37 protein-coding genes and 2 pseudogenes are annotated in these 22,550 nt (G+C 41.8%); 26 read left to right on the top strand and 13 right to left on the bottom strand.

Going from position 1 to position 22,550, the window contains the following annotated elements; translation table 11 throughout:
• The 9 genes and pseudogenes from F6K51_RS25295 to F6K51_RS25330 all read left to right on the top strand — a co-directional run.
• Positions 1-182, top strand: a pseudogene (locus F6K51_RS25295) (glycosyltransferase WbuB); the annotation flags it as partial.
• Positions 183-185: 3 nt separating this feature from the next.
• Complete coding sequence (locus F6K51_RS25300) at positions 186-1,553, top strand: hypothetical protein (RefSeq protein WP_293025364.1); 1,368 nt, start codon at positions 186-188, stop codon at positions 1,551-1,553.
• Positions 1,554-1,774: 221 nt separating this feature from the next.
• Positions 1,775-2,905: a glycosyltransferase family 4 protein gene (locus F6K51_RS25305; protein ID WP_293025365.1), complete on the top strand. Its 1,131-nt coding sequence runs from the start codon at positions 1,775-1,777 to the stop codon at positions 2,903-2,905.
• A 6-nt stretch (positions 2,906-2,911) separates the two neighbouring features.
• On the top strand, positions 2,912-4,084 hold the full coding sequence (locus F6K51_RS25310) for a glycosyltransferase (RefSeq protein WP_293025366.1): 1,173 nt from the start codon (positions 2,912-2,914) through the stop codon (positions 4,082-4,084).
• 86 nt (positions 4,085-4,170) lie between these two features.
• Complete coding sequence (locus F6K51_RS25315) at positions 4,171-5,064, top strand: phytanoyl-CoA dioxygenase family protein (RefSeq protein ID WP_293025367.1); 894 nt, start codon at positions 4,171-4,173, stop codon at positions 5,062-5,064.
• 1 nt (position 5,065) lies between these two features.
• Complete coding sequence (locus F6K51_RS25320; RefSeq protein WP_293025368.1) at positions 5,066-5,227, top strand: aldo/keto reductase; 162 nt, start codon at positions 5,066-5,068, stop codon at positions 5,225-5,227.
• Positions 5,228-5,271: 44 nt separating this feature from the next.
• On the top strand, positions 5,272-6,030 hold the full coding sequence (locus F6K51_RS25325) for an aldo/keto reductase (protein WP_293025402.1): 759 nt from the start codon (positions 5,272-5,274) through the stop codon (positions 6,028-6,030).
• Positions 6,031-6,160: 130 nt separating this feature from the next.
• Positions 6,161-6,778 (top strand): annotated as a pseudogene (locus F6K51_RS38565) (FkbM family methyltransferase).
• 240 nt (positions 6,779-7,018) lie between these two features.
• On the top strand, positions 7,019-7,789 hold the full coding sequence (locus F6K51_RS25330) for a glycosyltransferase family 2 protein (RefSeq protein WP_293025369.1): 771 nt from the start codon (positions 7,019-7,021) through the stop codon (positions 7,787-7,789).
• A gap of 3 nt (positions 7,790-7,792) precedes the next feature.
• On the opposite strand, the gene F6K51_RS25335 is transcribed toward F6K51_RS25330, so the two are convergent.
• Entirely contained in the window at positions 7,793-7,930 is a 138-nt protein-coding gene (locus F6K51_RS25335; protein ID WP_293025370.1) for a hypothetical protein, read from the bottom strand.
• On the opposite strand from F6K51_RS25335, the gene F6K51_RS25340 reads away from it, so the two are divergent.
• Together F6K51_RS25340 and F6K51_RS25345 are read left to right on the top strand one after the other, a co-directional pair.
• Entirely contained in the window at positions 7,906-8,160 is a 255-nt protein-coding gene (locus F6K51_RS25340) for a hypothetical protein (protein ID WP_293025371.1), read from the top strand. The two genes, F6K51_RS25335 and F6K51_RS25340, sit on opposite strands and share 25 nt — an antisense overlap.
• Positions 8,161-8,287: 127 nt before the next feature.
• Positions 8,288-8,914, top strand: a complete 627-nt coding sequence (locus F6K51_RS25345; RefSeq protein ID WP_293025372.1) for a YdcF family protein — start codon at positions 8,288-8,290, stop codon at positions 8,912-8,914.
• Positions 8,915-8,921: 7 nt separating this feature from the next.
• Here the strand turns inward: F6K51_RS25345 and F6K51_RS25350 are convergent, their stop codons facing one another.
• Entirely contained in the window at positions 8,922-9,104 is a 183-nt protein-coding gene (locus F6K51_RS25350; protein ID WP_293025373.1) for a hypothetical protein, read from the bottom strand.
• A gap of 415 nt (positions 9,105-9,519) precedes the next feature.
• Between F6K51_RS25350 and hpsU the strand changes: the two genes are divergently transcribed.
• The gene (hpsU, locus tag F6K51_RS25355) at positions 9,520-10,119 is read left to right on the top strand and encodes a hormogonium polysaccharide biosynthesis acetyltransferase HpsU (protein WP_293025374.1); all 600 of its coding nucleotides are present in this window, start codon (positions 9,520-9,522) and stop codon (positions 10,117-10,119) included.
• Positions 10,120-10,280: 161 nt separating this feature from the next.
• Here hpsU and F6K51_RS25360 read toward each other — a convergent pair whose 3' ends face one another.
• Together F6K51_RS25360 and F6K51_RS25365 are read right to left on the bottom strand one after the other, a co-directional pair.
• Positions 10,281-10,733 carry a hypothetical protein gene (locus F6K51_RS25360; protein ID WP_293025375.1) on the bottom strand — a complete coding sequence of 151 codons (453 nt, stop codon included), beginning with the start codon at positions 10,731-10,733 and terminating at the stop codon, positions 10,281-10,283.
• 273 nt (positions 10,734-11,006) lie between these two features.
• The gene (locus F6K51_RS25365; protein ID WP_293025376.1) at positions 11,007-11,369 is read right to left on the bottom strand and encodes a four helix bundle protein; all 363 of its coding nucleotides are present in this window, start codon (positions 11,367-11,369) and stop codon (positions 11,007-11,009) included.
• Positions 11,370-11,652: 283 nt separating this feature from the next.
• Here F6K51_RS25365 and F6K51_RS25370 point away from each other — a divergent pair, with 283 nt between their 5' ends.
• Together F6K51_RS25370 and F6K51_RS25375 are read left to right on the top strand one after the other, a co-directional pair.
• Entirely contained in the window at positions 11,653-11,874 is a 222-nt protein-coding gene (locus F6K51_RS25370; protein WP_293025377.1) for a hypothetical protein, read from the top strand.
• A gap of 423 nt (positions 11,875-12,297) precedes the next feature.
• On the top strand, positions 12,298-12,486 hold the full coding sequence (locus tag F6K51_RS25375; protein WP_293025378.1) for a hypothetical protein: 189 nt from the start codon (positions 12,298-12,300) through the stop codon (positions 12,484-12,486).
• On the opposite strand, the gene F6K51_RS25380 is transcribed toward F6K51_RS25375, so the two are convergent.
• The 3 genes from F6K51_RS25380 to F6K51_RS25390 are packed head-to-tail and all read right to left on the bottom strand — an operon-like array spanning position 12,452 to position 13,500.
• Positions 12,452-12,787: a XisI protein gene (locus F6K51_RS25380; RefSeq protein ID WP_293025379.1), complete on the bottom strand. Its 336-nt coding sequence runs from the start codon at positions 12,785-12,787 to the stop codon at positions 12,452-12,454. The genes F6K51_RS25375 and F6K51_RS25380 overlap by 35 nt on opposite strands.
• Entirely contained in the window at positions 12,775-13,191 is a 417-nt protein-coding gene (locus tag F6K51_RS25385) for a XisH family protein (RefSeq protein WP_293025380.1), read from the bottom strand. Before F6K51_RS25385 ends, F6K51_RS25380 begins: the two co-directional genes overlap by 13 nt.
• A 21-nt stretch (positions 13,192-13,212) precedes the next feature.
• Positions 13,213-13,500 carry a hypothetical protein gene (locus tag F6K51_RS25390; RefSeq protein WP_293025381.1) on the bottom strand — a complete coding sequence of 96 codons (288 nt, stop codon included), beginning with the start codon at positions 13,498-13,500 and terminating at the stop codon, positions 13,213-13,215.
• A 172-nt stretch (positions 13,501-13,672) separates the two neighbouring features.
• Here F6K51_RS25390 and F6K51_RS25395 point away from each other — a divergent pair, with 172 nt between their 5' ends.
• Together F6K51_RS25395 and F6K51_RS25400 are read left to right on the top strand one after the other, a co-directional pair.
• A complete protein-coding gene (locus F6K51_RS25395; RefSeq protein ID WP_293025382.1) occupies positions 13,673-13,810 on the top strand; it encodes a hypothetical protein in 138 nt (45 codons plus the stop codon).
• A gap of 28 nt (positions 13,811-13,838) precedes the next feature.
• On the top strand, positions 13,839-13,976 hold the full coding sequence (locus tag F6K51_RS25400; RefSeq protein ID WP_293025383.1) for a hypothetical protein: 138 nt from the start codon (positions 13,839-13,841) through the stop codon (positions 13,974-13,976).
• A 461-nt stretch (positions 13,977-14,437) separates the two neighbouring features.
• Here F6K51_RS25400 and F6K51_RS25405 read toward each other — a convergent pair whose 3' ends face one another.
• Both F6K51_RS25405 and F6K51_RS25410 read right to left on the bottom strand, forming a co-directional pair.
• Positions 14,438-14,899, bottom strand: coding sequence for a peptidoglycan-binding domain-containing protein (locus tag F6K51_RS25405; RefSeq protein ID WP_293025384.1), 462 nt, complete (start codon positions 14,897-14,899; stop codon positions 14,438-14,440).
• A gap of 49 nt (positions 14,900-14,948) precedes the next feature.
• A complete protein-coding gene (locus F6K51_RS25410; RefSeq protein WP_293025385.1) occupies positions 14,949-15,221 on the bottom strand; it encodes a hypothetical protein in 273 nt (90 codons plus the stop codon).
• Positions 15,222-15,247: 26 nt separating this feature from the next.
• Here F6K51_RS25410 and F6K51_RS25415 point away from each other — a divergent pair, with 26 nt between their 5' ends.
• Complete coding sequence (locus F6K51_RS25415; RefSeq protein WP_293025386.1) at positions 15,248-15,388, top strand: hypothetical protein; 141 nt, start codon at positions 15,248-15,250, stop codon at positions 15,386-15,388.
• A gap of 173 nt (positions 15,389-15,561) precedes the next feature.
• Here the strand turns inward: F6K51_RS25415 and F6K51_RS25420 are convergent, their stop codons facing one another.
• Both F6K51_RS25420 and F6K51_RS25425 read right to left on the bottom strand, forming a co-directional pair.
• Entirely contained in the window at positions 15,562-15,762 is a 201-nt protein-coding gene (locus F6K51_RS25420; RefSeq protein WP_293025387.1) for a hypothetical protein, read from the bottom strand.
• A gap of 290 nt (positions 15,763-16,052) precedes the next feature.
• Entirely contained in the window at positions 16,053-16,247 is a 195-nt protein-coding gene (locus F6K51_RS25425) for a hypothetical protein (RefSeq protein WP_293025388.1), read from the bottom strand.
• 326 nt (positions 16,248-16,573) lie between these two features.
• Between F6K51_RS25425 and F6K51_RS25430 the strand changes: the two genes are divergently transcribed.
• The 8 genes from F6K51_RS25430 (at position 16,574) to F6K51_RS25465 (ending at position 19,704) form a co-directional block, all read left to right on the top strand.
• A complete protein-coding gene (locus tag F6K51_RS25430) occupies positions 16,574-16,774 on the top strand; it encodes a hypothetical protein (RefSeq protein WP_293025389.1) in 201 nt (66 codons plus the stop codon).
• Positions 16,775-17,033: 259 nt separating this feature from the next.
• On the top strand, positions 17,034-17,723 hold the full coding sequence (locus F6K51_RS25435; protein ID WP_293025390.1) for a Uma2 family endonuclease: 690 nt from the start codon (positions 17,034-17,036) through the stop codon (positions 17,721-17,723).
• A 211-nt stretch (positions 17,724-17,934) separates the two neighbouring features.
• The gene (locus F6K51_RS25440; RefSeq protein WP_149031291.1) at positions 17,935-18,108 is read left to right on the top strand and encodes a DUF2281 domain-containing protein; all 174 of its coding nucleotides are present in this window, start codon (positions 17,935-17,937) and stop codon (positions 18,106-18,108) included.
• Positions 18,109-18,177: 69 nt separating this feature from the next.
• The gene (locus F6K51_RS25445) at positions 18,178-18,423 is read left to right on the top strand and encodes a UPF0175 family protein (RefSeq protein WP_070396993.1); all 246 of its coding nucleotides are present in this window, start codon (positions 18,178-18,180) and stop codon (positions 18,421-18,423) included.
• 2 nt (positions 18,424-18,425) lie between these two features.
• Positions 18,426-18,752, top strand: a complete 327-nt coding sequence (locus F6K51_RS25450; protein WP_293025391.1) for a DUF3368 domain-containing protein — start codon at positions 18,426-18,428, stop codon at positions 18,750-18,752.
• A 15-nt stretch (positions 18,753-18,767) separates the two neighbouring features.
• The gene (locus tag F6K51_RS25455; protein WP_293025404.1) at positions 18,768-18,917 is read left to right on the top strand and encodes a DUF3368 domain-containing protein; all 150 of its coding nucleotides are present in this window, start codon (positions 18,768-18,770) and stop codon (positions 18,915-18,917) included.
• A 128-nt stretch (positions 18,918-19,045) separates the two neighbouring features.
• Positions 19,046-19,465 carry a DUF29 family protein gene (locus F6K51_RS25460; RefSeq protein ID WP_293025406.1) on the top strand — a complete coding sequence of 140 codons (420 nt, stop codon included), beginning with the start codon at positions 19,046-19,048 and terminating at the stop codon, positions 19,463-19,465.
• A gap of 47 nt (positions 19,466-19,512) precedes the next feature.
• A complete protein-coding gene (locus F6K51_RS25465; protein ID WP_293025392.1) occupies positions 19,513-19,704 on the top strand; it encodes a hypothetical protein in 192 nt (63 codons plus the stop codon).
• On the opposite strand, the gene F6K51_RS25470 is transcribed toward F6K51_RS25465, so the two are convergent.
• The gene (locus F6K51_RS25470; protein WP_293025408.1) at positions 19,623-21,242 is read right to left on the bottom strand and encodes an NAD(P)H-hydrate dehydratase; all 1,620 of its coding nucleotides are present in this window, start codon (positions 21,240-21,242) and stop codon (positions 19,623-19,625) included. The genes F6K51_RS25465 and F6K51_RS25470 overlap by 82 nt on opposite strands.
• A 138-nt stretch (positions 21,243-21,380) precedes the next feature.
• Between F6K51_RS25470 and F6K51_RS25475 the strand changes: the two genes are divergently transcribed.
• On the top strand, positions 21,381-21,542 hold the full coding sequence (locus tag F6K51_RS25475) for a hypothetical protein (protein ID WP_293025393.1): 162 nt from the start codon (positions 21,381-21,383) through the stop codon (positions 21,540-21,542).
• Positions 21,543-21,546: 4 nt separating this feature from the next.
• Here F6K51_RS25475 and F6K51_RS25480 read toward each other — a convergent pair whose 3' ends face one another.
• On the bottom strand, positions 21,547-22,488 hold the full coding sequence (locus F6K51_RS25480) for a hypothetical protein (RefSeq protein ID WP_293025394.1): 942 nt from the start codon (positions 22,486-22,488) through the stop codon (positions 21,547-21,549).
• Positions 22,489-22,550 lie beyond the last annotated feature (62 nt).

Raw genomic sequence — 22,550 nt, forward strand, 5'->3', positions numbered from 1 at the left:
CTCCCTCCTCCCGACTCCCTACTCCCTACTCCCTACTCCCTACTCCCTACTCCCGACTCCCTACTCCCTACTCCCTACTCCCTACTCCCTACTCCCTACTCCCTACTCCCTACTCCCTACTCCCTACTCCCTACTCCCTACTCCCTATTCCCTGTTCCCTGTTCCCTTTGTTATTGTTTTGATTAATGACTGATTCTGTAGGGTTTCCCGAAGCCCTTGTCCCTATTTATGTCATGGCTTCAAGCCTACTTTTTATCTTAGTCATTGAAGCGTTTTTAGTCAGAGACAAACGAGCTTGGAGTATTCCCGCCCTGGCGGTGTATGCCACTATTGGAGCCTGGTATTTTGTAGAACTATTTTACACCCCTGAAAATTTTCTGCAGTTTGATTCATTAATACTAGAATACTGTTATTGGCAAATAATTACTTTTTTAATCACTTTTCGCCTAGTAATCCCTTCCCTTTCTCGCCGATTCCTTAAAAACTACCATACTGCTTGGAAATTTACTGCCTTTAATCCTGAGCAACTTTTAATAGTTTTAGCTTTTGTTTGGCTATGTTTATTAGGATATGGTGTTAGCCGTCTCAACGGCGATATTTTCACTGCTTTATTTCCACTTGGAGCTCGTGTGGGACGGCAGATGTGGGGAAGAGCCGCTGCTGCTGGTGGTGATGGATTTATCGTTTCTTCCGCAGCCTATGTTTATACCCTAGTTTGTGCCTTCTTTGGCGTGCTTTTGCCCCTCCCAATGGGCCGTCAATTGAAGACATTAAATCTTTTGCTTGTCTTGATTGTACTGCCCTATTTTATTTTTATGGGAGCCCGTAACCAACTTCTAGCAGTGATTATGCCAGGCTATTTTAGCTATGCGTTATTTTACCCAGATCCGCTTTGGAAAAAGGTGTTAATTAGCATGGCTACTTTTTGGGCTATTAATGAATTGCTGACGTTAATTATTACTTATCGTAACATTGGTTTTAATGAATTATTGAATCCAGATGTTGCCCCGCAATTCCAAGAAGAAGTAGAGGAAGAAGGGCACTTGGGATTAAATATGCTAGAAGAGCTATGTTATATCAATCAATTTTACCAAGAAGGAAGCCTAAAGTTAACGTACGGAGGTCGCTATTTAGCAGAAGCAGCTAATATAATTCCTAGGGCAATATGGGCTAATAAACCTCTAATTGGAATTGATTATGCTATCTTAAGGGGATTTGGTGGTGCTGATAATGACATTGGGGTATTTGCTACTATTTCAACTGGATTAATTGGACAAGGATTTTATAATTTTGGTCCTATTTTGGGACCAATGGGTGCAGCGGTTTTAATGGCTAGCTGGGTGAGTTTTATGAGTAGGCTTTGGAAGCAGCAATATTCCACCTTGCGGTTAGGATTATTTCTGATTTGTTTAGGGCTAACGTTTAACTTAGGTAGAGAATTTACCCTACTGGTATTATGGCCCGCTTTGTTTGGATATGTGTTTGTGCTTATGCTAGAACGCTACGGATCCAAAAAAGCTCAGGGAAGATTTATTTCTACATCTCATTTATAGCGTTTGGATCTAGGTTGTAAACGCAAGTATTTCCGAAAAAGGCATACAAGAGGCAAAAGGGGTGCATCTCCTAAAAGCTGTTTGACCCGGTGGTGCGTTACGGGCAGCAACCTAACCCTGGCTACGAGGCGGAAAATGAAAACCCCCCTAACGCACCCTACGCAAAATTTAGGTGCGACTTAAAACAGAATTTAGTATATATATTTTTTTATCTAAATCAAGTGCTCAAAATCGCAGTATTGTTTACTAACTATGGCCCCTACCATATTGCCCGTGTCAGTGCCTTACACCAGCATTGTCATCAAATAGGCTGGAATGTGATTGGCATAGAATTAGCAAGATCCGAAGCTGAATATGCCTGGAAAGCTAACTTAAATAATATTCCTTTTGCGCTAATTTCTATTGTTAAAGACCGGCAGCGAGAGGATGTAAAAAATCATCAATTACTCCCAAAAATTTACTCTACCCTAAGGAAGGTTCAGCCTGATGTGGTGGTGATTGCTGGCTATTTTGGATCAGCTATGATTGCCACTTTAGTATGGAGTTTATGGCACGGTAAACTACCAATTTTGCTTTCGGAGACTACAGAAACCGATTTTACTAGAATTTGGTGGCGTGAAACGATAAAGCGCTGGCTACTTAACCGGTATAAATCGGCTTTAGTGGGCGGAAAACCACAAAAACGTTACTTGATCAAATTAGGAGTACCTAAGGAAGCCATTTTTTGCGGCTATAATGTCGTAGGTAATGATGCTTTCCATCCCGACAAAATTAAATCTCTGGCACCTCCTTTAAACAAGCCCTACTTCCTGGCTATCAATCGCTTTATACCTAAGAAAAATCTCCCTTTTGTAATTTCAGCCTACGCTACCTATCGTCAAATAGCTAAAGACAGGGCTTGGGATTTAGTCCTGTGTGGGGATGGTTCAATGCGCTCTCAAATTGAGAAACAGATTAAAGACTTAGGGTTGACTAAGGTTATTCATCTAACTGGTTTTTTACAACAACAAGAACTTCTGCCTTATTTTGCTCACGCTGGCTGCTTTATCCATGCTAGTACTCACGAACAATGGGGATTAGTTGTGAATGAAGCTATGGCGGCTGGCTTACCAGTGCTAGTGTCTAATCGCTGTGGCTGTTTTGAAGATTTAGTAGTTGAAGGTATCAATGGATTTGGTTTTAATCCCTATGATAAGCAACAGCTAACTAAGTTAATGCTTAAGGTAAGTTCAGGGGAAATTGACCTAGACAATATCAGTCAATCCGCCCTGGAACACATCCAGAAATTCTCTCCGGACTATTTTGCTGAAGGGTTGATAAAAGCTGCTAAATACGCCTTAGCTAATCACTAATTACTGATGAAACTTCTGATTGTTATTCCTGCTTTAGGGGCTGTTTATGGGGGTACATCTAAATGCGTAGTGGAACTAGCTCAAGCATTGGGTAACTTAGGCATTACTGTTGACCTGGTAGCCACTAATGCTAATGGTTCTGAGGTGATAGAAGCCCCTATCAAAACCTGGTTACCTAAAACTAATTATCGCCTGCAGTTTTTTCCTTACAAAGGGATTGGAGACTACAAATTTAGTTTTTCCCTTAGTAAGTGGCTATTCCAACACATCGGCGATTATGACTTAGTCCAAACTAATGCAATTTTTTCAGTTCCTAACCTAGCTGCTTACTGGGCTTGTCAATGGTATAATATCCCTTATGTTATTATCCCCCACGGCATGCTTGACCCTTGGGCACTTTCCTATAAAGGCTGGAAAAAACGTATCTACTACACTCTATTAGAAAAGCCTGCTCTCCAAAACGCTAGCGCACTGCAAATGCTAGCCTCTACGGAAGCGGAACAAATTAAACCCCTCAACCTCAAAACTCCTGTTACTATTGCCCCTAACGGCATCCACCGTCAAGACTTTGAAGAACTCCCTAATCCGGAACTTTTTTATCAACAGTTTCCAGCTACTCGTAACAAAACTCTGATTCTCTTCCTAGGACGTATCGACCCCAAAAAAGGATTAGACTTGCTAGCCACAGCATTTGGTAAGATACACCCTCAATTTTCCGACACTCACCTAATTCTTGCTGGTCCTGATAACATTGGTTTCTTATCTACGGCTAAAGACTACTTTGCTAACGCAGGTTGCCTCGATGCTGTTACTTTTACAGGGATGCTAACAGGCTCTCTCAAATATGCTGCTCTTGCTGCTGCTAGTATTTATGTTGCCCCATCCTATTCTGAAGGGTTTAGTATGTCTGTGCTGGAAGGTATGGCTTCAGGCTTACCTTGTGTTATTACCACAGGCTGTAATTTTCCAGAAGCTGCGAAGGCTGACGCTGCATATGTAGTTGATATTGATGCTGATGCTATTGCCAATGCTTTAACCCAGTGTTTGCAATTTCCCCAACAAGCCAAAGAAATGGGAACTCGCGCTCGTCAACTTATCTTTGAACAATACACATGGAAAAGGATTGCAGCTAATTTGATTGACATTTATCAAGCTATTCTTCATCAAAAACCTTTCTAAGAATATATTTGAGGATTGAGTTATCATCTTTATTAAAGAGACAGAAACATCAACTTTAAAGTACTAATTAATATAAGATTATAAATATGAACAATTTCATCGACAAAGTAGTATATACATCTGATAACCCTAAATTAGACTATCGGATTATTTTTACAAGAATCAAAAACGGTAACTTTGAATATATACTGGGCAGATTTTGGTTATTTAGAGGTCTATATTCTCAGTATAAAAAACTTATACAAATTATAAATAAACCACAAACAAAAATAAGCTTTACAAGCCAAATAATTCAAAAATATAATCTCAATATTTATAGGATTGTTGAATCTATCAAGCAAGACTCTTACTACGATCAACTAGAATTAAATGAGCAATCATTAGCTTCTATAGTAAATTATGCTAAAAAATTGCCCTTATCTACCGCATCACTAAATCTGTCATTTACTTATCAGGAATATATTACTCATCTCAAAGCAAAACATACAATTGCTATGGCAGATCTAGATGAACCACTGAAAATAAATGAAATATATCGGCTTAGACATGATGATTTATTGCTAGAAATTTCAGAAAAATATCTCGGTTATTTTCCTGAAAAATGTGATGTAAGATTATGGTGGAGCTTTGCAAATAACCTATCTTCAGAAGAAAGAAGAATACAGTCACAAACTATTGATTATCATTACGACATTCATGGATTTAATTTCTTATACATTAGTTTTTACTTAACCAATGTAGATGTTAATAGTGGTGCCCATGTCCTCGTCAAGTCTAGCCATAAAAATAAAAAAATATCAATGCTTCTTCGCAGTGCTAGATGTCCAGATAAAACAATACAGCAATATTACCCCCAAGAGGATATCATAACAATTCAAGGAAAAGCAGGAAAATGCTTTCTAGAAGATGCCTCTTGTTTCCATAAAGCTTTACCACCAATTCAACGCGATCGCTTATTTCTACAATTGAGGTATTACTAATATGAAAACAACTAAACTAGGTTTCGGTTGCGCTCCTATATTAGGTAGAGTTGACAAGCGTAAAAGTATTCAAGCACTAAAAATTGCATACGAAGAAGGAATTAATTACTTTGACATTGCACGCTCTTATGGCTGGGGTGAAGCAGAATCTATACTAGGATAGGAAATTTCTTAGTCCAAAATAAAATACCTAGAGACAGTGTAGAAATAACAACAAAATTTGGTCTTGTCCCAAAAAACAACAGGCTGATCAGATTATCTAAAAATATAGCCAGAAAAGTTATTAGTATTAATCCTAAAACTCAAACCTTAGTTAAGTCTGCTGCTAGTCAAGTTGCACCAAAAATTGATTTTTCTGTAGATACAGCGAAGACAAGTCTAGAAAAAAGCCTTAAATCTTTGCGTACTGATTATATTGATAATATATTACTCCACGGATACGATTTTCAAAATCCGCCTAATGACATTACTGATATAGTTAATTTTTTGGATTCAGAAAAAAAACGTGGTACGATCAAAAATTATGGATTCTCGACTGATCAATCACTAGATTTAGCCGCCAAGTTTTTTGCCACCAATAATTTGAACCCTGATCTAATTCAACTTCCTTGCCAAATCAGCCAAAAACAAGATTATGTTTATATTAAAAAACTTAATAAAAATGGAATAAAAGTCATTGTTCATTCACCGTTTAATATAGGAAAAAATTCTCAAAAAAATTTTAATAATTTAGTTCGTATTGACTCCTTAAATAACTTCAGTAGTACTTTTAATTTTTCGATTGAAAAGCCTCAAGATATCTATTCAATTTTACTGGGTTATTTCAAATCTATTTATTCTCCCTATGCTATTGTCACTAGCATGTTCAATCCATCTCATATTAAAAAAAATCAAGAGATTATAAATAGACCTGCGCTAACTCAGAAGCAAGCAGAGTTATTCAATCAAATTCTAGTTGAAATTTAAGCCTATTGATTACTACTGTACTATGAAAATAACATCGTATTTAATTCAGTCTCCATTCGCAATTAAAATTCGCTCTAATTTGAGAAAATATTATTTTTGAATAACAATTATACAAACTATTGCTGGCTCAATAAATAAAGAGTATGAAGCTCATTTTAATAAAGAGTTACTTGAGAGTATAAAATCTGGAGATACAGTGTGGGATATAGGAGCTAATATTGGCTTCTATACCCGGAAATTTTTGGATATTGTTGGAACTGAAGGTCACGTCGTTGCAGTTGAACCAGCGCCATCGAGTGCGAACGCATGTAGAAAGCTTATTAATCCGAATAGTTATACAAACTTGACTGTAGTTGAATCAGCACTTAGTAGTGATGTTGGAACAGCCGAGCTTTCTGTTGATGAAGATCCAAGTTCACCAAATAATCGCTTATCAAAGTCCTCATCAAATACTTTGACAATATCTGTCACTACCGGTGATCTTCTATTATAAAATCTGGGTTATTACCCCAATATCATAAAAATAGATGTAGAAGGTTTTGAACTAGAAGTACTTAAAGGAATTCAGACAGTTCTTTCCTCCTCAACATTAAAAGCAGTTTTCATTGAAGTTCATTTTAAGCTTCTCGAAGAAAACGGTTACACAAATGCTATTGAAATGATAGTTAAAATACTACATAAATATGGCTTTTCCACGACATGGATAGATTTTTTACATATCGTAGGATTTAAATCTGTGATCAAATAATCAACTGAATTGATATTGAATATGTACTTCTGTGATTTTGGTTTTGCCGATTGAAAGTATGAATGAGTCTCACGTAAAGGCACAAATGTATTTGATAATCGTTGTTTTAAAAATACCGAAAATTTAAATTAATTTACCGATTCAGTAAGGTAACCTCTGGCTCTGGACTTCTGGAAAGCAAAGCATATTGTAATCTAGCACATTAATTCAGTCCGAATCACCCTAATTAATTTATCTGGAATGCTAGAAAAAATTACCCCACTCATTCTGACCTACAACGAAGCGCCCAACATCCAACGTACCCTTCAACAGCTTACCTGGGCAAAGACAATTGTTGTAATTGATAGTTACAGCACAGATGAAACCTTAGAAATTTTAGATTCAATTCCTCAATTACAAGTCTTTCAAAGAAAGTTTGATTCCTTTGCTGCCCAGTGTAATTATGGACTAGGAAAAATAGAATCTGAATGGGTACTATCCCTAGATGCTGATTATGTTTTAACAGATGAGCTAATTAGTGAAATACAAACCTTGCAAACGTCACCAGACCTAAACAGTTATAGTGTTCGATTCAAGTATTGTATCTTTGGAAAACCTTTGCATGGTACTTTATTGCCACCAAGAAAAGTACTCTACAAAAGAGAAAAAGCAACTTATCAAGATGATGGTCATGCACATCGAGTTATTGTAGATGGCAAATCAGCAATACTCTCTGCTTATATCCATCATGATGACCGCAAACCGTTAAATCGTTGGTTGTGGGCGCAAGACCGATACATGATAATTGAAGTCAAAAAGCTTACACAGGCACCCAAACATGAATTGAGTTTAGGGGATAAAATTCGCAAACAAAAAATTATTGCTCCCTTTATTATCCTATTTTACTGTCTGATTCTTAAGGGCGGAATTTTCGATGGTTGGCATGGTTGGTATTATGCATTTCAACGGATGCTAGCGGAAACTCTGTTATCTATTCGGTTGATTGAATTTGAAAAATTACAGAAGCAGTAAATTTTAACCATTGTCAAATCGGGAATCGGGAATCGGGAATCGGGAATCGGGAGTAGGGAGTCGGGAATCGGGAATCGGGAGTGTGGGGCGGGGGCGCGGGGCGGGGGCGCGGGGAGATGGGGAGATGGGGGGAACCCTCAAGACCGGACTGGATCCCCAAGACTCTTCTACTCCCTGCTCCCTACTCCCTACCTGACAAGGGTAGGTTTTTTACAAAGGGGCGAGTATGTACTTTTATTAGGTATAAATTCCTAAAAATCTGTATCAAAATACACAATTATTTCCGGGATAATTCTCCCCATTTCCCGCTTTTCCCGATTCCCGACTCCCGATTCCCGACTCCCGATTCCCGACTCCCGACCCAAATGTAAAAAACCTACCCCTACTCCCTACTCCCTACTCCCTACTCCCTACTCCCTACTCCCTACTCCCTACTCCCTACTCCCTGCTCCGAAGCTCCCTACAACTCAACCTACGGGAAAATCCTTGTATTGAGCCATGAAACGAAACTTATCTTCACGCCGACGTTTCACCAATAAACCTGGCTTTGGCTACCCTCGCAAAACCCTACGCAAAATGCGGGCGGTATTTACCCTTACCATCCTATGTATTGCTCTTACCTTTATCCCCATTCGCTTAGGGTTCGCCCATCTCCAATCCCCCACTCCTCAGGTGATTCTGACCCTCGGTGGAGAGATCGCACGGGAAAAATTTACAGCTGAGTTTGCTCAGCAACATCCTAACCTTGATATTTGGGTCTCTTCTGGAGTGGCCACCCCACAAGCCCAAAAGGTCTTTCGGGAAGCAGGTATTCCTGATCAGCAAGTACATATTGATCGGCGTGCTATCGATACGGTGACCAACTTTACCTCCCTAGTTCAAAATTTCCAAACCCATGACATCCACCATGTCTATCTAATCACCTCAGACTTTCACATGCGTCGGTCCATAGCGATCGCCTTCTTTATTTTCGGCAGTCAGGGTATTGCCTTCACTCCTGTCGCCATTCCTTCCCAGCAGCCTGAGGAATCCTGGCTGCAATTGCTACGGGATGTAGGGCGCTCGGTGGTCTGGATTATCACTGGTCGTACTGGAGCGAGTCTTCATTATTATTTGAGAGCATGATTGGGAATTAAGAATGAAGAATGAAGAATGAAGAATGAAGAATGAAGAATGAAGAATGAAGAATGAAGAATGAAGAATGAAGAATCGGGAATCGGGAGTCGGGAATCGGGAGTCGGGAATCGGGAATCGGGAGTCGGGAATCGGGAATTAAGAATGTAGAATTAAGAATGTAGAATTTGGAATTATGCATTCTGACAGATAATCTACCCTACGCGAATACCAAAGGCGAACAACATTTTTGAATGTAGAATTATAAATTATACATTCTAGATTCTGCCTTCTGGCTTCTGCCTTCTACATTCTAGATTCTGCCTTATAGATTCTAAATTATAAATTCTACATTCTTAATTATTAATTCTTAATTCTACATTCTACATTCTTATAATCTACCCTACGCGAATACCAAAGGCGAACAACATTTTTGAATGTAGAATTATAAATTATACATTCTAGATTCTGCCTTCTGGCTTCTGCCTTCTACATTCTAGATTCTGCCTTATAGATTCTAAATTATAAATTCTACATTCTTAATTCTTAATTCTTAATTCTACATTCTACATTCTTAATTCTTAATTCTGACAGATAACCTTCAACCAAACCAATATATGACTCTTGACTTAAGTAAACCACCAGCCTTAGATTTAGCCCCCTTAGTAGATTTAAGCCAATACGACTCATCTCGATTTGACCGAGGGCGTCCCAGCTGGCTAATCTTAATCTGGTGGTTGGTGCAAGCGATCGCATTTCCCTTAAGTCCTCATAACTTCAATGGTTTCCGCCGATGGCTGCTACAACTATTTGGAGCCAAGATTGGTACTAATGTCATCATTCGACCCACGGCTCGTTTTACTTACCCCTGGAAAGTAGAAGTTGGTGACTACAGTTGGATTGGGGATGATGTAGTTTTCTACAGTGTCGATCGAATTCGCATTGGTAGTCATTGTGTTATTTCGCAAAAATGTTACCTCTGTACCGGTAGTCACGATATCAAAGACCCAGCCTTTGGTTTAATCACAGCTGAGATAAATGTTGGTAACGGAGCCTGGATTGCCACCGATTGCTTCGTTGCTCCCGGTGTCCAAATTGGAGCCAATGCGGTAATTGGTGCTCGCAGCAGTGTGTTTAGTAATATCCCAGAGCAGCAAGTATGCTGGGGGACACCAGCACGTGCTCGGTATCGACGGGAAATAGGGAGTAGGGAGTAGGGAGTAGGGAGTAGGGAGTGTGGGAAGTGTGGGGAGTGTGGGGAGCTGGGGAGCTGGGGAGATCGGGAGATGGAGAGCTGGGGAGATCGGGAGATGGGAAGTTTGGGGAGATGGGGAGTCAGATCTTTGAGAACTGCTATAGTGGTAAACAATTCGTGATTTTAGATCCTGTTACCTTTACCAGACCGTAGCGAAACCACTACATCTTTATCACTACCTTCAAAATGACACTCAACAGCATCTCGAACCATCGTTTTCAGCTCATCTAACGTGTCTGCTTGAGTAAATATGGACTCTCCTAAAGCTCTGGCTGTATAACCCCCTTCCGGATCTTCCTCAACCAAAAACACAACTTCGCTCATGTTCATGACTCCCCCATTGTTGTCTATCCTTATTATTGCATAGGGAACAGGGAGTAGGGAGTAGGGAGTAGGGAGTAGGGAGTAGGGAGTAGGGAGTAGGGAGTAGGGAGTAGGGAGTAGGGAGTAGGGGAGCTGGGGAGTAGGGAGTAGGGAGTAGGGAGTAGGGAGTAGGGGAGCTGGGGAGTAGGGAGTAGGGATTAGCCAATAGCCAATAGCCAATAGCCAAGAGTGAAACAATCCCGTGTACCTCATGAGTCCTAGAAACGCTATAACTTTTTTAAAGTTATAGCAACCGAAGTATGGTTTAGGACGTACTATTTTAGTGTAAAGGAACAGGTAGCAGGTAATATAATTACGGCGGTTTGCATAACTATCAGGTACAGAAGAGCCGATTTTTTGGCTCTTCCCTCTTACCTGCTCCCTACTCCCTGCTCCCTACTCCCTTATTCAACTAAAAAATTTTTTTGAATACGGCCTCTTTCTACTACTCCCTACTCCCTACTCCCTACTACTCCCTACTCCCTATCATTGCTCTAGCTTTCTAATCAGAGCAATAATCATTCGAGTTTCTTCTGTGAGTAAAGAAACAATCAATTCTATATCTGTTTGCTTAGATAGTCCTACTCTAGAAGATAAAATAAGATGTGTCTCTAATTCATTAATTGACCCTTGGGCAATATTAAGAAATCTAATGTACTCAGGAGTTGACCTTCTCCCATATCCCTCTGCTATGTTGGCTGGAATAGAAACTGCAGCTCTCCTAATTTGTTGAACCATACCGTATAATTCTTCTTTAGGAAAGAATTTAGTTAAAAAATAACACTTTTCGGCTATATCCATGGCTTTTTGCCAAATTAGTAAGTCTTTAAAATTATTAATATCTGACATTGATGGCAATTATTATTTGGGTGAGGTAGATTTTTTTAGGGAGTAGGGAGTAGGGAGTAGGGAGTAGTAGGGAGTAGGGAGTAGTAGGGAGTAGGGAGTAGGGAGTAGGGAGTAGGGAGTAGGGAGTAGGGAAGAGGGAAGAGGAAAGAGGAAAGAGGGAAGAGGGAAGTCGGAAGTGGGAAGAGGGAAAAAATCCTGTCTACCTGATAGTTAAGAAAAACGCTGTATCCCTATGCTGTCACAATCCTGAAAAAAAAGCAAAATCGGTTCTTCAGTACCTTTTATGCTAAATTTACAGTCAAAAAACTTAGAAAGCTTACTGTATAAGAAAAATTCTGCGATTCAACTCACAAAAAATTGTGAATACGGACTCTTTCCATTACTCCCTACTCCCTACTCCCTACTCCCTACTCCCTACTCCCTATTCCCTCTGATAGTTATGAAAAACGCTGTATCCCTATGCTGTCACAATCCTGAAACAAAAGCAAAATCGGTTCTTCACTGATGGCAATTCTTATTTGGGTGAGGTAAAAATTCTTGGGTTTTAGGGAGTAGGGAGCAGGGAGTAGGGAGTAGTAGGGAGTAGGGAGTAGGGACTTCGGAAGTCGGAAGTGGGAAGAGGGAAAAAATCCTGTCTACCTGATAGTTATGAAAAACGCTGTATCCCTATGCTGTCACAATCCTGAAACAAAAGCAAAATCGGTTCTTCACTGATGGCAATTCTTATTTGGGTGAGGTAAAAATTCTTGGGTTTTAGGGAGTAGGGAGCAGGGAGTAGGGAGTAGTAGGGAGTAGGGAGTAGGGACTTCGGAAGTCGGAAGTGGGAAGAGGGAAAAAATCCTGTCTACCTGATAGTTATGAAAAACGCTGTATCCCTATGCTGTCACAATCCTGAAACAAAAGCAAAATCGGTTCTTCAGTACCTTTTATGCTAAATTTACAGTCAAAAAACTTAGAAAGCTTACTGTATAAGAAAAATTCTGCGATTCAACTCACAAAAAATTTTGAATACGGGCTCTTTCCATTGCTCCCTACTCCCTACTCCCTACTCCCTACTCCCTACTCCCTACTCCCTATTCCCTTCAACCGACCGCAAAATCACTATACCGACGCATAAACGGAGTGTGAAAGGCTAATACAATATCATACTTAGGAATTCCCGCATCAGTCAGCTCATTAGCCACACCATATTCCGTTCCATCGTATTGAATCCAAATTTTGTCATTGATAATATCAATATGAATCAAGCAGCCATAGACACGGCGATGCTCTTCCCAACCCACACTGATAATTTGATAGTGGTCGTTTTCTAGATCAAACGAAGTATAACGGTCTATATCACCAAACGAAGGTTTTATTTTGCTGTAATCGGTCAATATTTTCTTAATCGCTTCACGATACTGGTTTAATTTATCCATTTCACAATTACTTCCTCTTCAGGATCGAAGACTAACAGCTTAACTTGATACTCTTTAATACTAAGTTGAGGGAGTTCTTCACAAAAAAAATCGTCGTAAATGGATAAGGGAACAGCCAAATAAAGTAATCGCTGTGGTTGCTTCAGGCGTAGTACGATCCGGTAATTCAAAAACTGCCCTAAAGCTAAATGAAATTGAAATACACTAGAAGATGAGACAAAGCTTTTAATTTCAACAGCAATTTGCTGATTCTCCTTCTGTGCACCAATTAACCTTTCGGCACCTAAGTCGATATGCAATTGGCGATCGCGTAAATCTAAGGTTAAGGGGTCGTGAGTAATTACCCAATTATCTTGGACAAGCGCTTTTTTAACAACATCATGAAATATATCCTTAGCAGGCATTGCTACATTTATTTTTTATATTCAAGTAGTTCCGCGAGTTCCTTCAACTGAATTTGCTGCATGATGACCCTTGCTGTCACAGCCAACGCCTTGAGTATAGCAGCAATTAGAAGGGAGCAGGGAATGCGCGAATTTAGAATTTATTATCGGGAATAGTCTCGGAACTGTGCGGCCAGTGCAACGGTTTTTGGAGTAGGGAACAGCGGATCTCGGAACAGGAGGAAGTGTGCGGTCAGTGCAACGGTTTTCAGGCAGGTAGCTTCGGAGTAGGGAATAGGGGGGAGTGTCGCCAGTGTGCGGCCAGTGCAATGGTTTTCTCAACTGTGCGTCCAGTGCAACGGTTTTCTGATACCTATTGATAAAAACGGGACTTCGGAGCAAGGGGAGTGTCCCAAGTGTCTCAACTGTGCGGCCAGTGCAACGGTTTTCTGATCACTATTGATAGGAAAAGCGACTTCGGGGGGGGGGGAGTTTCGGAACTATGTGCTCAGTGCAACGGTTTTCTCAACTGTCGAAAGTGTGGGGAGATCGCGAGTCAGCTCAGCGTTCCCTCTTGCCTCTTGCCTCTTGCATGCATGCCTCTTGCCTGTTCCCTGTTCCCTACTCCCAGCTAGAATAAAGTGGACTATAGTTTAGGGTAATCAATCATGGATGCTCCTAAGTCTGAAACCACTCCTCCTCAAAAGCAGTTACGTCCATTTGCACTCTGTCTAGGCCAGTTCAAAGTCCCAGATGATTTTGATGCCCCGTTGCCAGATGAGATTCTAGACGGGTTTGAGCAATAGTGAAACTATAGAATATTTTTGTCAATTTTTCCTTGACCAATGATTAATCAATAGGGAATTGAGAATTAAGAATTGAGAATTAAGAATTAAGAATTGAGAATTGAGAATTGAGAATTGAGAATTAAGAATTAAGAATTGAGAATTGAGAATTGAGAATTAAGAATTGAGAATTAAGAATTGAGAATTAAGAATTGAGAATTGAGAATTGAGAATTGAGAATTGAGAATTAAGAATTAAGAATTGAGAATTGAGAATTAAGAATTGAGAATTGAGAATTAAGAATTAAGAATTTAAAATTAACCATTCTCCCTTCTCCCTTCTCCCTTCTCCCTTCTCCCTTCTCCCTTCTTAATTCTCCCTTCTCCCTTCTCCCTTCTACCTTCTTAATTCTACATTCTTAATTCTACATTCTACATTCTTAATTCTACATTCTTAATTCTACATTCAACTTTCCCTACTCCCTAATAACGACGCCGGGAGACACTAGCTTCACCCAACTTACGCCAGGTATGCCAGCCAACTACTCCATCCACTTTCAAACGGTTGTTGCGTTGGAATTGAGTTACACCTAGGTAGGTATATCGGTCAAAATTGGCGTTAAATTTAACAATGGTGTAGCCCAAGCTGATTAGGATCTGCTGCAAAAATCGCACGGCGTCACCATTGTTACCAGGAGTCAGCACTGGCATAGTCACAGTAGTAATTGTGTCAAGGGTTAGGGATGGTGGGTTATAGGGAGGATAGGGAGGATAGGAATGTTGGGCGTCAACGTTGATGACTTCTTTTGGGCTTTCCATGGATGGGGCGGTTGCCATCCCTAGGTCTTGATTGTCCATAGTTTCTGGTGAATTGGTCATGGATTGGTCATCCGCCATCATGGTTTGGGCAGGATTGGGGATTGGTATTTCTGAGTTGTTTTTCATGATTTGTGCTGAAGTTGTGAATAGGTTAACAAGCGACTATTAAAGGTTTTCAATTGGTTAGGTAGGAGGGAGTAGGGAGCAGGGAGTAGGGAGCAGGGAGTAGGGAGTAGGGTGTAGGGTGTAGGGTGTAGGGTGCGTTAGGGACAGAAAGCCTATGATTTTGAGACTCTTCGCCCCTGTTAAAGCCCGTCCCGTAACGCACCACCATAGGGAATAGGGAGTAGGGTGTAGGGTGTAGGGTGTAGGGTGCGTTAGGGACAGAAAGCCTATGATTTTGAGACTCTTCGCCCCTGTTAAAGCCCGTCCCGTAACGCACCACCATCTGACATACACAAGATTTTTTCCCTATTGCCTATTACCTTTTGCCTAAACTCCAAATATGGCATTTCTTGCAGTTATGAGCTACAGTCTTCTTTGAGGTTGATTCCCTGTCTTGATTTAGGGCATCACTGTTCCCGATTCCCGATTCCCTGTTCCCTGTTCCCTTAACCATCACTATTGTAAGCTTCAGAAATTACAGGTGGTATTTCGGCAAGAGCTCCCTTTGTTTTCCTGTTGAATAACCCGTAACTATAACAATTTTCAATCGTAAGTGAAAAATACCTCTCTAGACAGTGGATACTACAGGGAATCGGGAATGCGCGAATTTAGAATGCGCGAATTTAGAATTGGGAATCGGGAATCGGGAATCGGGAATCGGGAGTCGGGAATCGGGAGTCGGGAATCGGGAGTCGGTGGAAGAGTATGGGCTGTGATACGGAAATGCGATCGCATCTAGCTGTGGTCTCGAAAATGCGATCGCATCTAGCTGTGGTCTCGAAAATGCGATCGCATCTAGCTGTGATCAGTAAATGCGATCGCATCTAGCTGTGATCAGTAAATGCGATCGCATCTAGCTTTGATCAGTAAATGCGATCGCATCTAGCTGTGATCGGTAAATGCGATCGCATCTAGCTGTGATCGGTAAATGCGATCGCATCTAGCTGTGATCAGTAAATGCGATCGCATCTAGCTGTGATCAGTAAATGCGATCGCATCTAGCTGTGATCGGTAAATGCGATCGCATCTAGCTGTGATCGGTAAATGCGATCGCATCTAGCTGTGATCGGTAAATGCGATCGCATCTGGCTGTGATCGGTAAATGCGATCGCATCTAGCTGTGATCAGTAAATGCGATCGCATCTAGCTGTGATCGGTAAATGCGATCGCATCTAGCTGTGATCGGTAAATGCGAACGCGCCCCGCGTGACAAGCAGGTCAATCGCACATAGCTGTGGTGGGTAAAAGCGAACGCGCCCCGCGTGACAAGCAGGTCAATCGCGTAGCGTGACAAGCAGGTCAATCCCATCTAGCTGTGATCAGTAAAAGCGAACGCGCCCCGCGTGACAAGCAGGTCAATCGCGTAGCGGCTCTTTTGGAGCATCGCGTAGCGTGACAAGCAAGTCAATCGCACTTACTATTCCCTGTTCCCAGATCCGCTGTTCCCAGATCCGCTGTTCCCTCTCCATCAAAAAATTGTTACAAAAATTTTCAAAATATGTTATAATTATGCAATTTTTATGCTATTCTAGAAAAAGGAACACTCAAAAGGAGATAAGTGAAGAGCCAGCCCACAGATGTTAGAGCGTCACGGGCTGGCTCTGGGTCTCCCACTCAAAAGGAGGTAATTTTATTATGTCGTACAGTCAACGCCTATACCCATGGGCAATCGTTCGCTTGTTACCACAGATGCAACGAGTCGTTGTCGCTCGTTTCCGTAACCGATCCAATGCGGAGGGTCATATGACAGCTCTTAAACGGCTGATGCCCGAGGCTGAATTTGTGATTATTTTTGATGTTCCTAATCCTATTGGTGAAGAAGAATCTTCAGAATGAAGAATGTAGAATTGAGAATGTAGAATTGAGAATGTAGAATTAAGAATGGATAATTACCAATTCGCGCATTTTAAATTATTAATTCTTAAATCAAAAAGGTTGTTCGCCTTTGGTGTTAGGTGAAGGGGAGGTTGTTTGTAAGAATGGAGAATGGTGAAGGCAGAATGGTGAATTCTTCATTCTAAATTCTTCATTCTAAATTCTTCATTCTAAATTCAAAAATACTGATCCACCTCGTTAAGACCGGGAGGAACCTGGTTTGCCTGACGAATTTCACGACTTCCAACCCCAACTACTGCGAGAAACCTGCCAACCTCCCAACTATCCCAGGGAGGAGATGTTCATTGCTACAAACCTGAATGTATATTACAACAGTCGTCATTACTTATGGCATAAGCGACCAGATTGGTTTCTGGTATTAGATGTAACTCCTGCTGAAAAACAAGAAGACCTGCGCTGGAATTATGTGGTTTGGCAGGAAGGAAGAGCGCCATTTTTGGTAGTGGAACTCCTATCACCAGGTACCGAAGCTGAAGATTTAGGACAAACCCTAAGGTCTGCCAACAAGCCACCAAGCAAATGGCAAGCTTATGAGCAGTATATGCGCATTCCTTACTATGTGGTCTTTGACCGTTATGAAAACCAGTTGCGAGTGTTTCAATTAATGCCCACCCAGTATCAGGAAGTAGAACTTTCTGAACCTAAATTTTGGATTCCAGAACTGGAATTAGGGTTAGGAGTCTGGCTTGGGAAATATCAAGAAACACAAGGGTTGTGGCTGCGTTGGTATGATGGAGTTGGTAATTGGATTGAGACTTCAGCAGAACGGGCAGAACAAGAACGCCAACGGGCAGAACAGGAACGCCAACGGGCAAAACAAGAACGCCAACGGGCAGAACGATTGGCAGAAAAATTGCGTACCCTTGGCATCAATCCCGATGATTTATAGCGCTACGCGCAAGTCAGAAGTGAGAAGTCAGAAGTCAAAAGTAAGCTAGGAGTAGGTTTCGGAGTTTAGAAGCGATGCAGCGCGGTCTTGGGAAGGCAGCGCGGTCTTGGGGGTCCCCCCCATGAGCGACTGCCGTGGTTTCCCCCACTCGCGCTTTGCATGGCTGACAATGTCAAACATCTTAATGGGTAGTGCTATATAGGAGTAGTCTATGGGAACATCAAAATCCCCACCGATGGTAATTCCACATGATGTGCTGGCAGTTTTGCAGGTATTGTCGCCAAAGCAACGTCAATTAGTGTTTGACTTTGCTGAGTTCTTGCTCCAAAAGCAAAGAAAATCCGAAAGTGAAGAATCGGCTGATAGTCCGCCAATACCTGGATAAGTTGACGCTTCTGAATAGGTGGGCATTGGGCTAGAATCAAAACAATGGGTTTATAATGCTGAGTCGGTTATGAGTGTTGTAATTTCTGATGAGTTGTTGCAAGCTGCTAAACTATCGGCAGCCGATTTGAAGCTTGAGATTGCCATTATGCTATATAAACAGAAAAGAATTAGTATTGGTAAAGCCCGTGAGCTAGCTGGCATGCACCTAATTGAATTTCAACAAGCACTCTCTAATCGGAGCATTTGTATCAATTATGACCGTGAAGATTTTCAACAAGACATTCAAACATTGAAGGAATTGGGCGATATATGATCGTGGTTAGTAACACATCACCCATTACTAATTTATCAGCGATTCAAAAAATTGATATACTGCGGCAGCTCTATGGAGTGTTGATAATTCCTCAAGCGGTTTACAATGAGATGGTAGATCTACCATACGAGGTTCCAGGGTCGGAAGAAGTGCAAACTCTATCCTGGATTCAGACTCGACAAGCTACGAATCGTAGCTTGGTTGCAGAACTTAGGCTTGAAATTGATGCAGGAGAATCTGAAGCGATCGCTTTAGCAATTGAACTCAACGCCAATCGATTACTGATTGATGATTATCAGGCAAGAGTAATTGCATCTCGGTTTGGATGAAAATTTACAGGTATTCTGGGATTGCTTTTAGCTGCCAAGAAACAGGGATTGATTACAGCAGTGAAACCGATTGTCGATGATCTAATCAATCAAGCCGGATTTAGAGTGAGCGATCGCTTGTATAGAGAGATTGTGCAGATGGCTGATGAAGTGCTCGAAGAATAGCTGCTTAATTAAAAAAGTCGGCTCTTATAGAGTAGTTATGATAAATTAATAGCTATAATTTTTTCATAGTACCGACTCCCGATTCCCGACTCCCGATTCCCGATTCCCTAATGCCATCAACCCAGAATATGGAAGAATTAACCTTATTACGTCAACTCATTGAAGAAAGAAACTATCATAAAGCCTTAGAAATTGTTGATGAACTAGAAGAAATGTCAAGGGAGGATAAACTAAATAAAATTTATAGCTATGCAGTCATATTATTATTACATTTAATCAAACAAGAAGTAGAAAAACGCACTACCCGCTCTTGGGAATTTTCTATTTATAATGCCAGCAAAAATATTAAACGAGTGAACAAACGGCGAAAATCAGGGGGATATTATGCCAATCAAGAGGAATTATTAGAAATTTTAACCGATGCCTTTGAGACAGCCCTCAAAAAAGCAGCATTAGAAGCCTTAGAAGGCAGATATACAGATAGTGAACTCAAAGAAAAGATTGACGAAGATAAAATTAAAGAGAAAGCTCTAGGTTTAATTTGTTAACAAGAGGGAGTAGGGAGTAGGGAGCAGGGAGCAGGGAGTGTGGGGAGATGGGGAGATGGGGAGATGGGGAGATGGGGAGTCAGATTAGTTTTCCCTCTTGCCTCTTGCCTCTTGCCTCTTGCCTCTTGCCTGTTCCCTATTCCCTGTTCCCTATTCCCTACTCCCTATTCCCTCTCACCACTGTCATCAAAAACTCCGCCAAGGTTACCCCATCGACCCCCAACTCACTCCGCTCCTGAGCCGCTAAAATTCCTGCTTGGGCATGCCACCAGGCTGCCGTTGCCACTATTGCCTCCAAAGGATGCTCAGACAGAACTGGCTGAGCCAATAAGCCTCCCACTAATCCCGTGAGGACATCGCCACTCCCCCCTCGGGCTAGAGCTGGTGTACTTTCAGGAATCAGCCAAACCGAGCCCATAGGATTTGCGATCGCACTCCTGGCTCCTTTTAACAACACCACAGACCGACTCAGTTGGGATGCCTTCCGCACCGCCTTGACTCGATCCGGTAACAGTTCTGCCGAATCAGGAAATAAACGTCGGAACTCTCCAACATGAGGCGTTAACACGGTCTGGCCTAGACGCTTCAACAAAGTGGGAATAGTGATCAGTTCCGCCAGGATATTTAAACTATCCGCATCCAAAACCATTGGGCATTGGGCAGCTAAAACCCCTTGCACTATATCCTTAGCATCCTTTGTTAAACCAGGACCACATGCGATCGCATTATAAGTCTGATTTGAAGCCTGATAGCTACCAGAGGGTTGGTGTAACTTCTCTAACACTAACTCAGGCAAAAATGCAATAGCACCCGCCGTCGTTTCTGGGCAACCAATTACCACTGCTTCTGGCAAGTGACTGACCACTAGCAATTTGATAGACTCCGGCACTGCCATCGAAAGCATCCCCACCCCACTAGCACGAGCCCCTAATCCCGCCAGAATTGCTGCCCCTGAATACTGTCTAGAGCCACAAATCAGCAACAGATGACCCTGTTGGTACTTATGAGTTACCTTAGGGCGAGGTAAGGGTAAAAAATGTTTCGCAACAGTTTTTGTCACTCTGAGCAAATCTGGTGGTTCACCTAAAATTGACCAAATATCCTTGAGGGGAATACCAAAATCAATTAACTCAGCTTCACCAATATAATCCAACCCTTGGTCTTGGAGAAACCCCAACTTCCACAACCCTAAGCACAATGTCCGGGTAGCCCGAACCGCGATGCCCAAAACTTCCCCAGTATCAGTATGTAATCCCGAAGGTAAATCAATACTCACCACCGGTTGTGACCATTGATTCAACAGCTCAACCGCCTCAGCGATACTACCAGAAAGCGATTGGCCGTAGGCCACGCTTCGCGATCGCGTCAGTCCAAATCCGAACAAACCATCAATAATCAGGTCACAATCATACAGCGGTTCAATTTCTTCATAAAAAGGAATCCCCAAGCTAACCGCATACTGAGCATGGTAGTTAGTCAATTCCTTCAGTTTAGACAAAGGACGGTAAATGTGGATCTCATACCCCTGTAAATAAAGTTCACGAGCAACAACTAACCCATCGCCCCCATTATGACCAGGACCAACTAACACACCCACTCGCCTATTCTCAGCACAGGGATAAAGGGTTTGAATAGAGCGAGTAATCAATCCTGCCACCTTTTCCATCAACGCTGCTACAGGCATCCCCGCCTCAAAGATGCGCCCTTCAATCTGACGCATCTGCTCAGCAGTTACCACCACTTGCTCAATTACTTCTCGCCGATTCTCAGACTCCATCAATTCTTAATTATTAAGTGTCCGACAAAAGTAAAATTAACTCTTGAAATAGGGAACAGGGAACAGGGAACAGGGAACAGGGAAAACAGAGAGGTACTTTTAGGAATTTTACACAAGTCAATACAGCGAGATTTATTCTTGTCCAGCTACTTAACTGTTAATTTTTTAACCTTAACCCTTCAACCGCGTCACCTTAACCCTTCAACCTTCAAGCAACTCACCTTCAAGCAACTCACCTTCAAGCAACTCACCTTCAACCCACTAACCTTCAACCTTCAACCCACTAACCTTCAACCCTGAGCTCCTACCGACCAAAATACACCCGTGCATCCCAACCAGCAGAGCGCAAACGATTACTCCAACGTTCTGCATCACCCCGCTTTTTAAACGGACCAACAGCAACATGTTTACCTCTTGGGGCATCTCGTTGGCTGACTAAATCCTGGGCAATCCCAATTTTAACCAATTCCGTGACCATCTCTGGTAACCTCTGAGCATTTCCAGGAATAGCCACAAAATAGCTCCTACCCCTGGATTCTCCTGAATCCCCTGGATTAGAACCAGAAGTGACAGCACCACGGTTCGCCAAATCTAATCCTGTTTCTGGATACACCAAACGGGAGCCATAGGTGATTGAGCCATCAGATGAGAAAGTTGCTATGTTGCTCAGATTTGTAGCACCATTATCAAATACTTGTTGTGCAATTGTTGTGATGCGGGCTGGAATTCCCAAAGCTTCCAAAGCCTGGAGACGAGACTGAGCATTGTAGCGATCCATAAATGTACCTGCTTGAATCACCCCCTCTCCCTCGCGCACAAACGCTTGTGGTTCAATTGCTTGTACTTGGGATAACAACCAATCACTATCGCCCACCACATCAACCCGATAGAGATTAGCGATGGGTATTGATCTATTAGTTCTTGATGGATTAGTTATTGATGGATTAGTTATTGATGGATTAGTGTCGTTAACGTTTAACTCAGGTGGTAATGGTGTATTTGGTGTATTGCTTGACCGATTGGGTGAGGCGGTCGGCAAAATTAAAGGGGAAGTATTAACCGATGGTAGAGAAGATGGCCTCATAGTTGGTAGAGGTTCCCCAAAAAATCTCGGTTCTGGTGAAGTTTGGGCACTAGCTGGCGTAAGGTCCCCCATAACTGTTTGCCCAGTCAGTAGTAACAGTAGCCAACCAGTTACCTTAATCAGTGTTTTAGGATTTCTGAATTGCTCAGACATTATGCTCATAATTGGTATTGCCCTCTAGTATAATGAGTAGGTTAAATTAATTTAAATTTACCCGTCAACCC

Origin of the sequence: Moorena sp. SIO3I8 (assembly GCF_010692325.1) — a bacterium.
In the GTDB taxonomy this organism is placed as follows: Bacteria; Cyanobacteriota; Cyanobacteriia; order Cyanobacteriales; family Coleofasciculaceae; genus Moorena.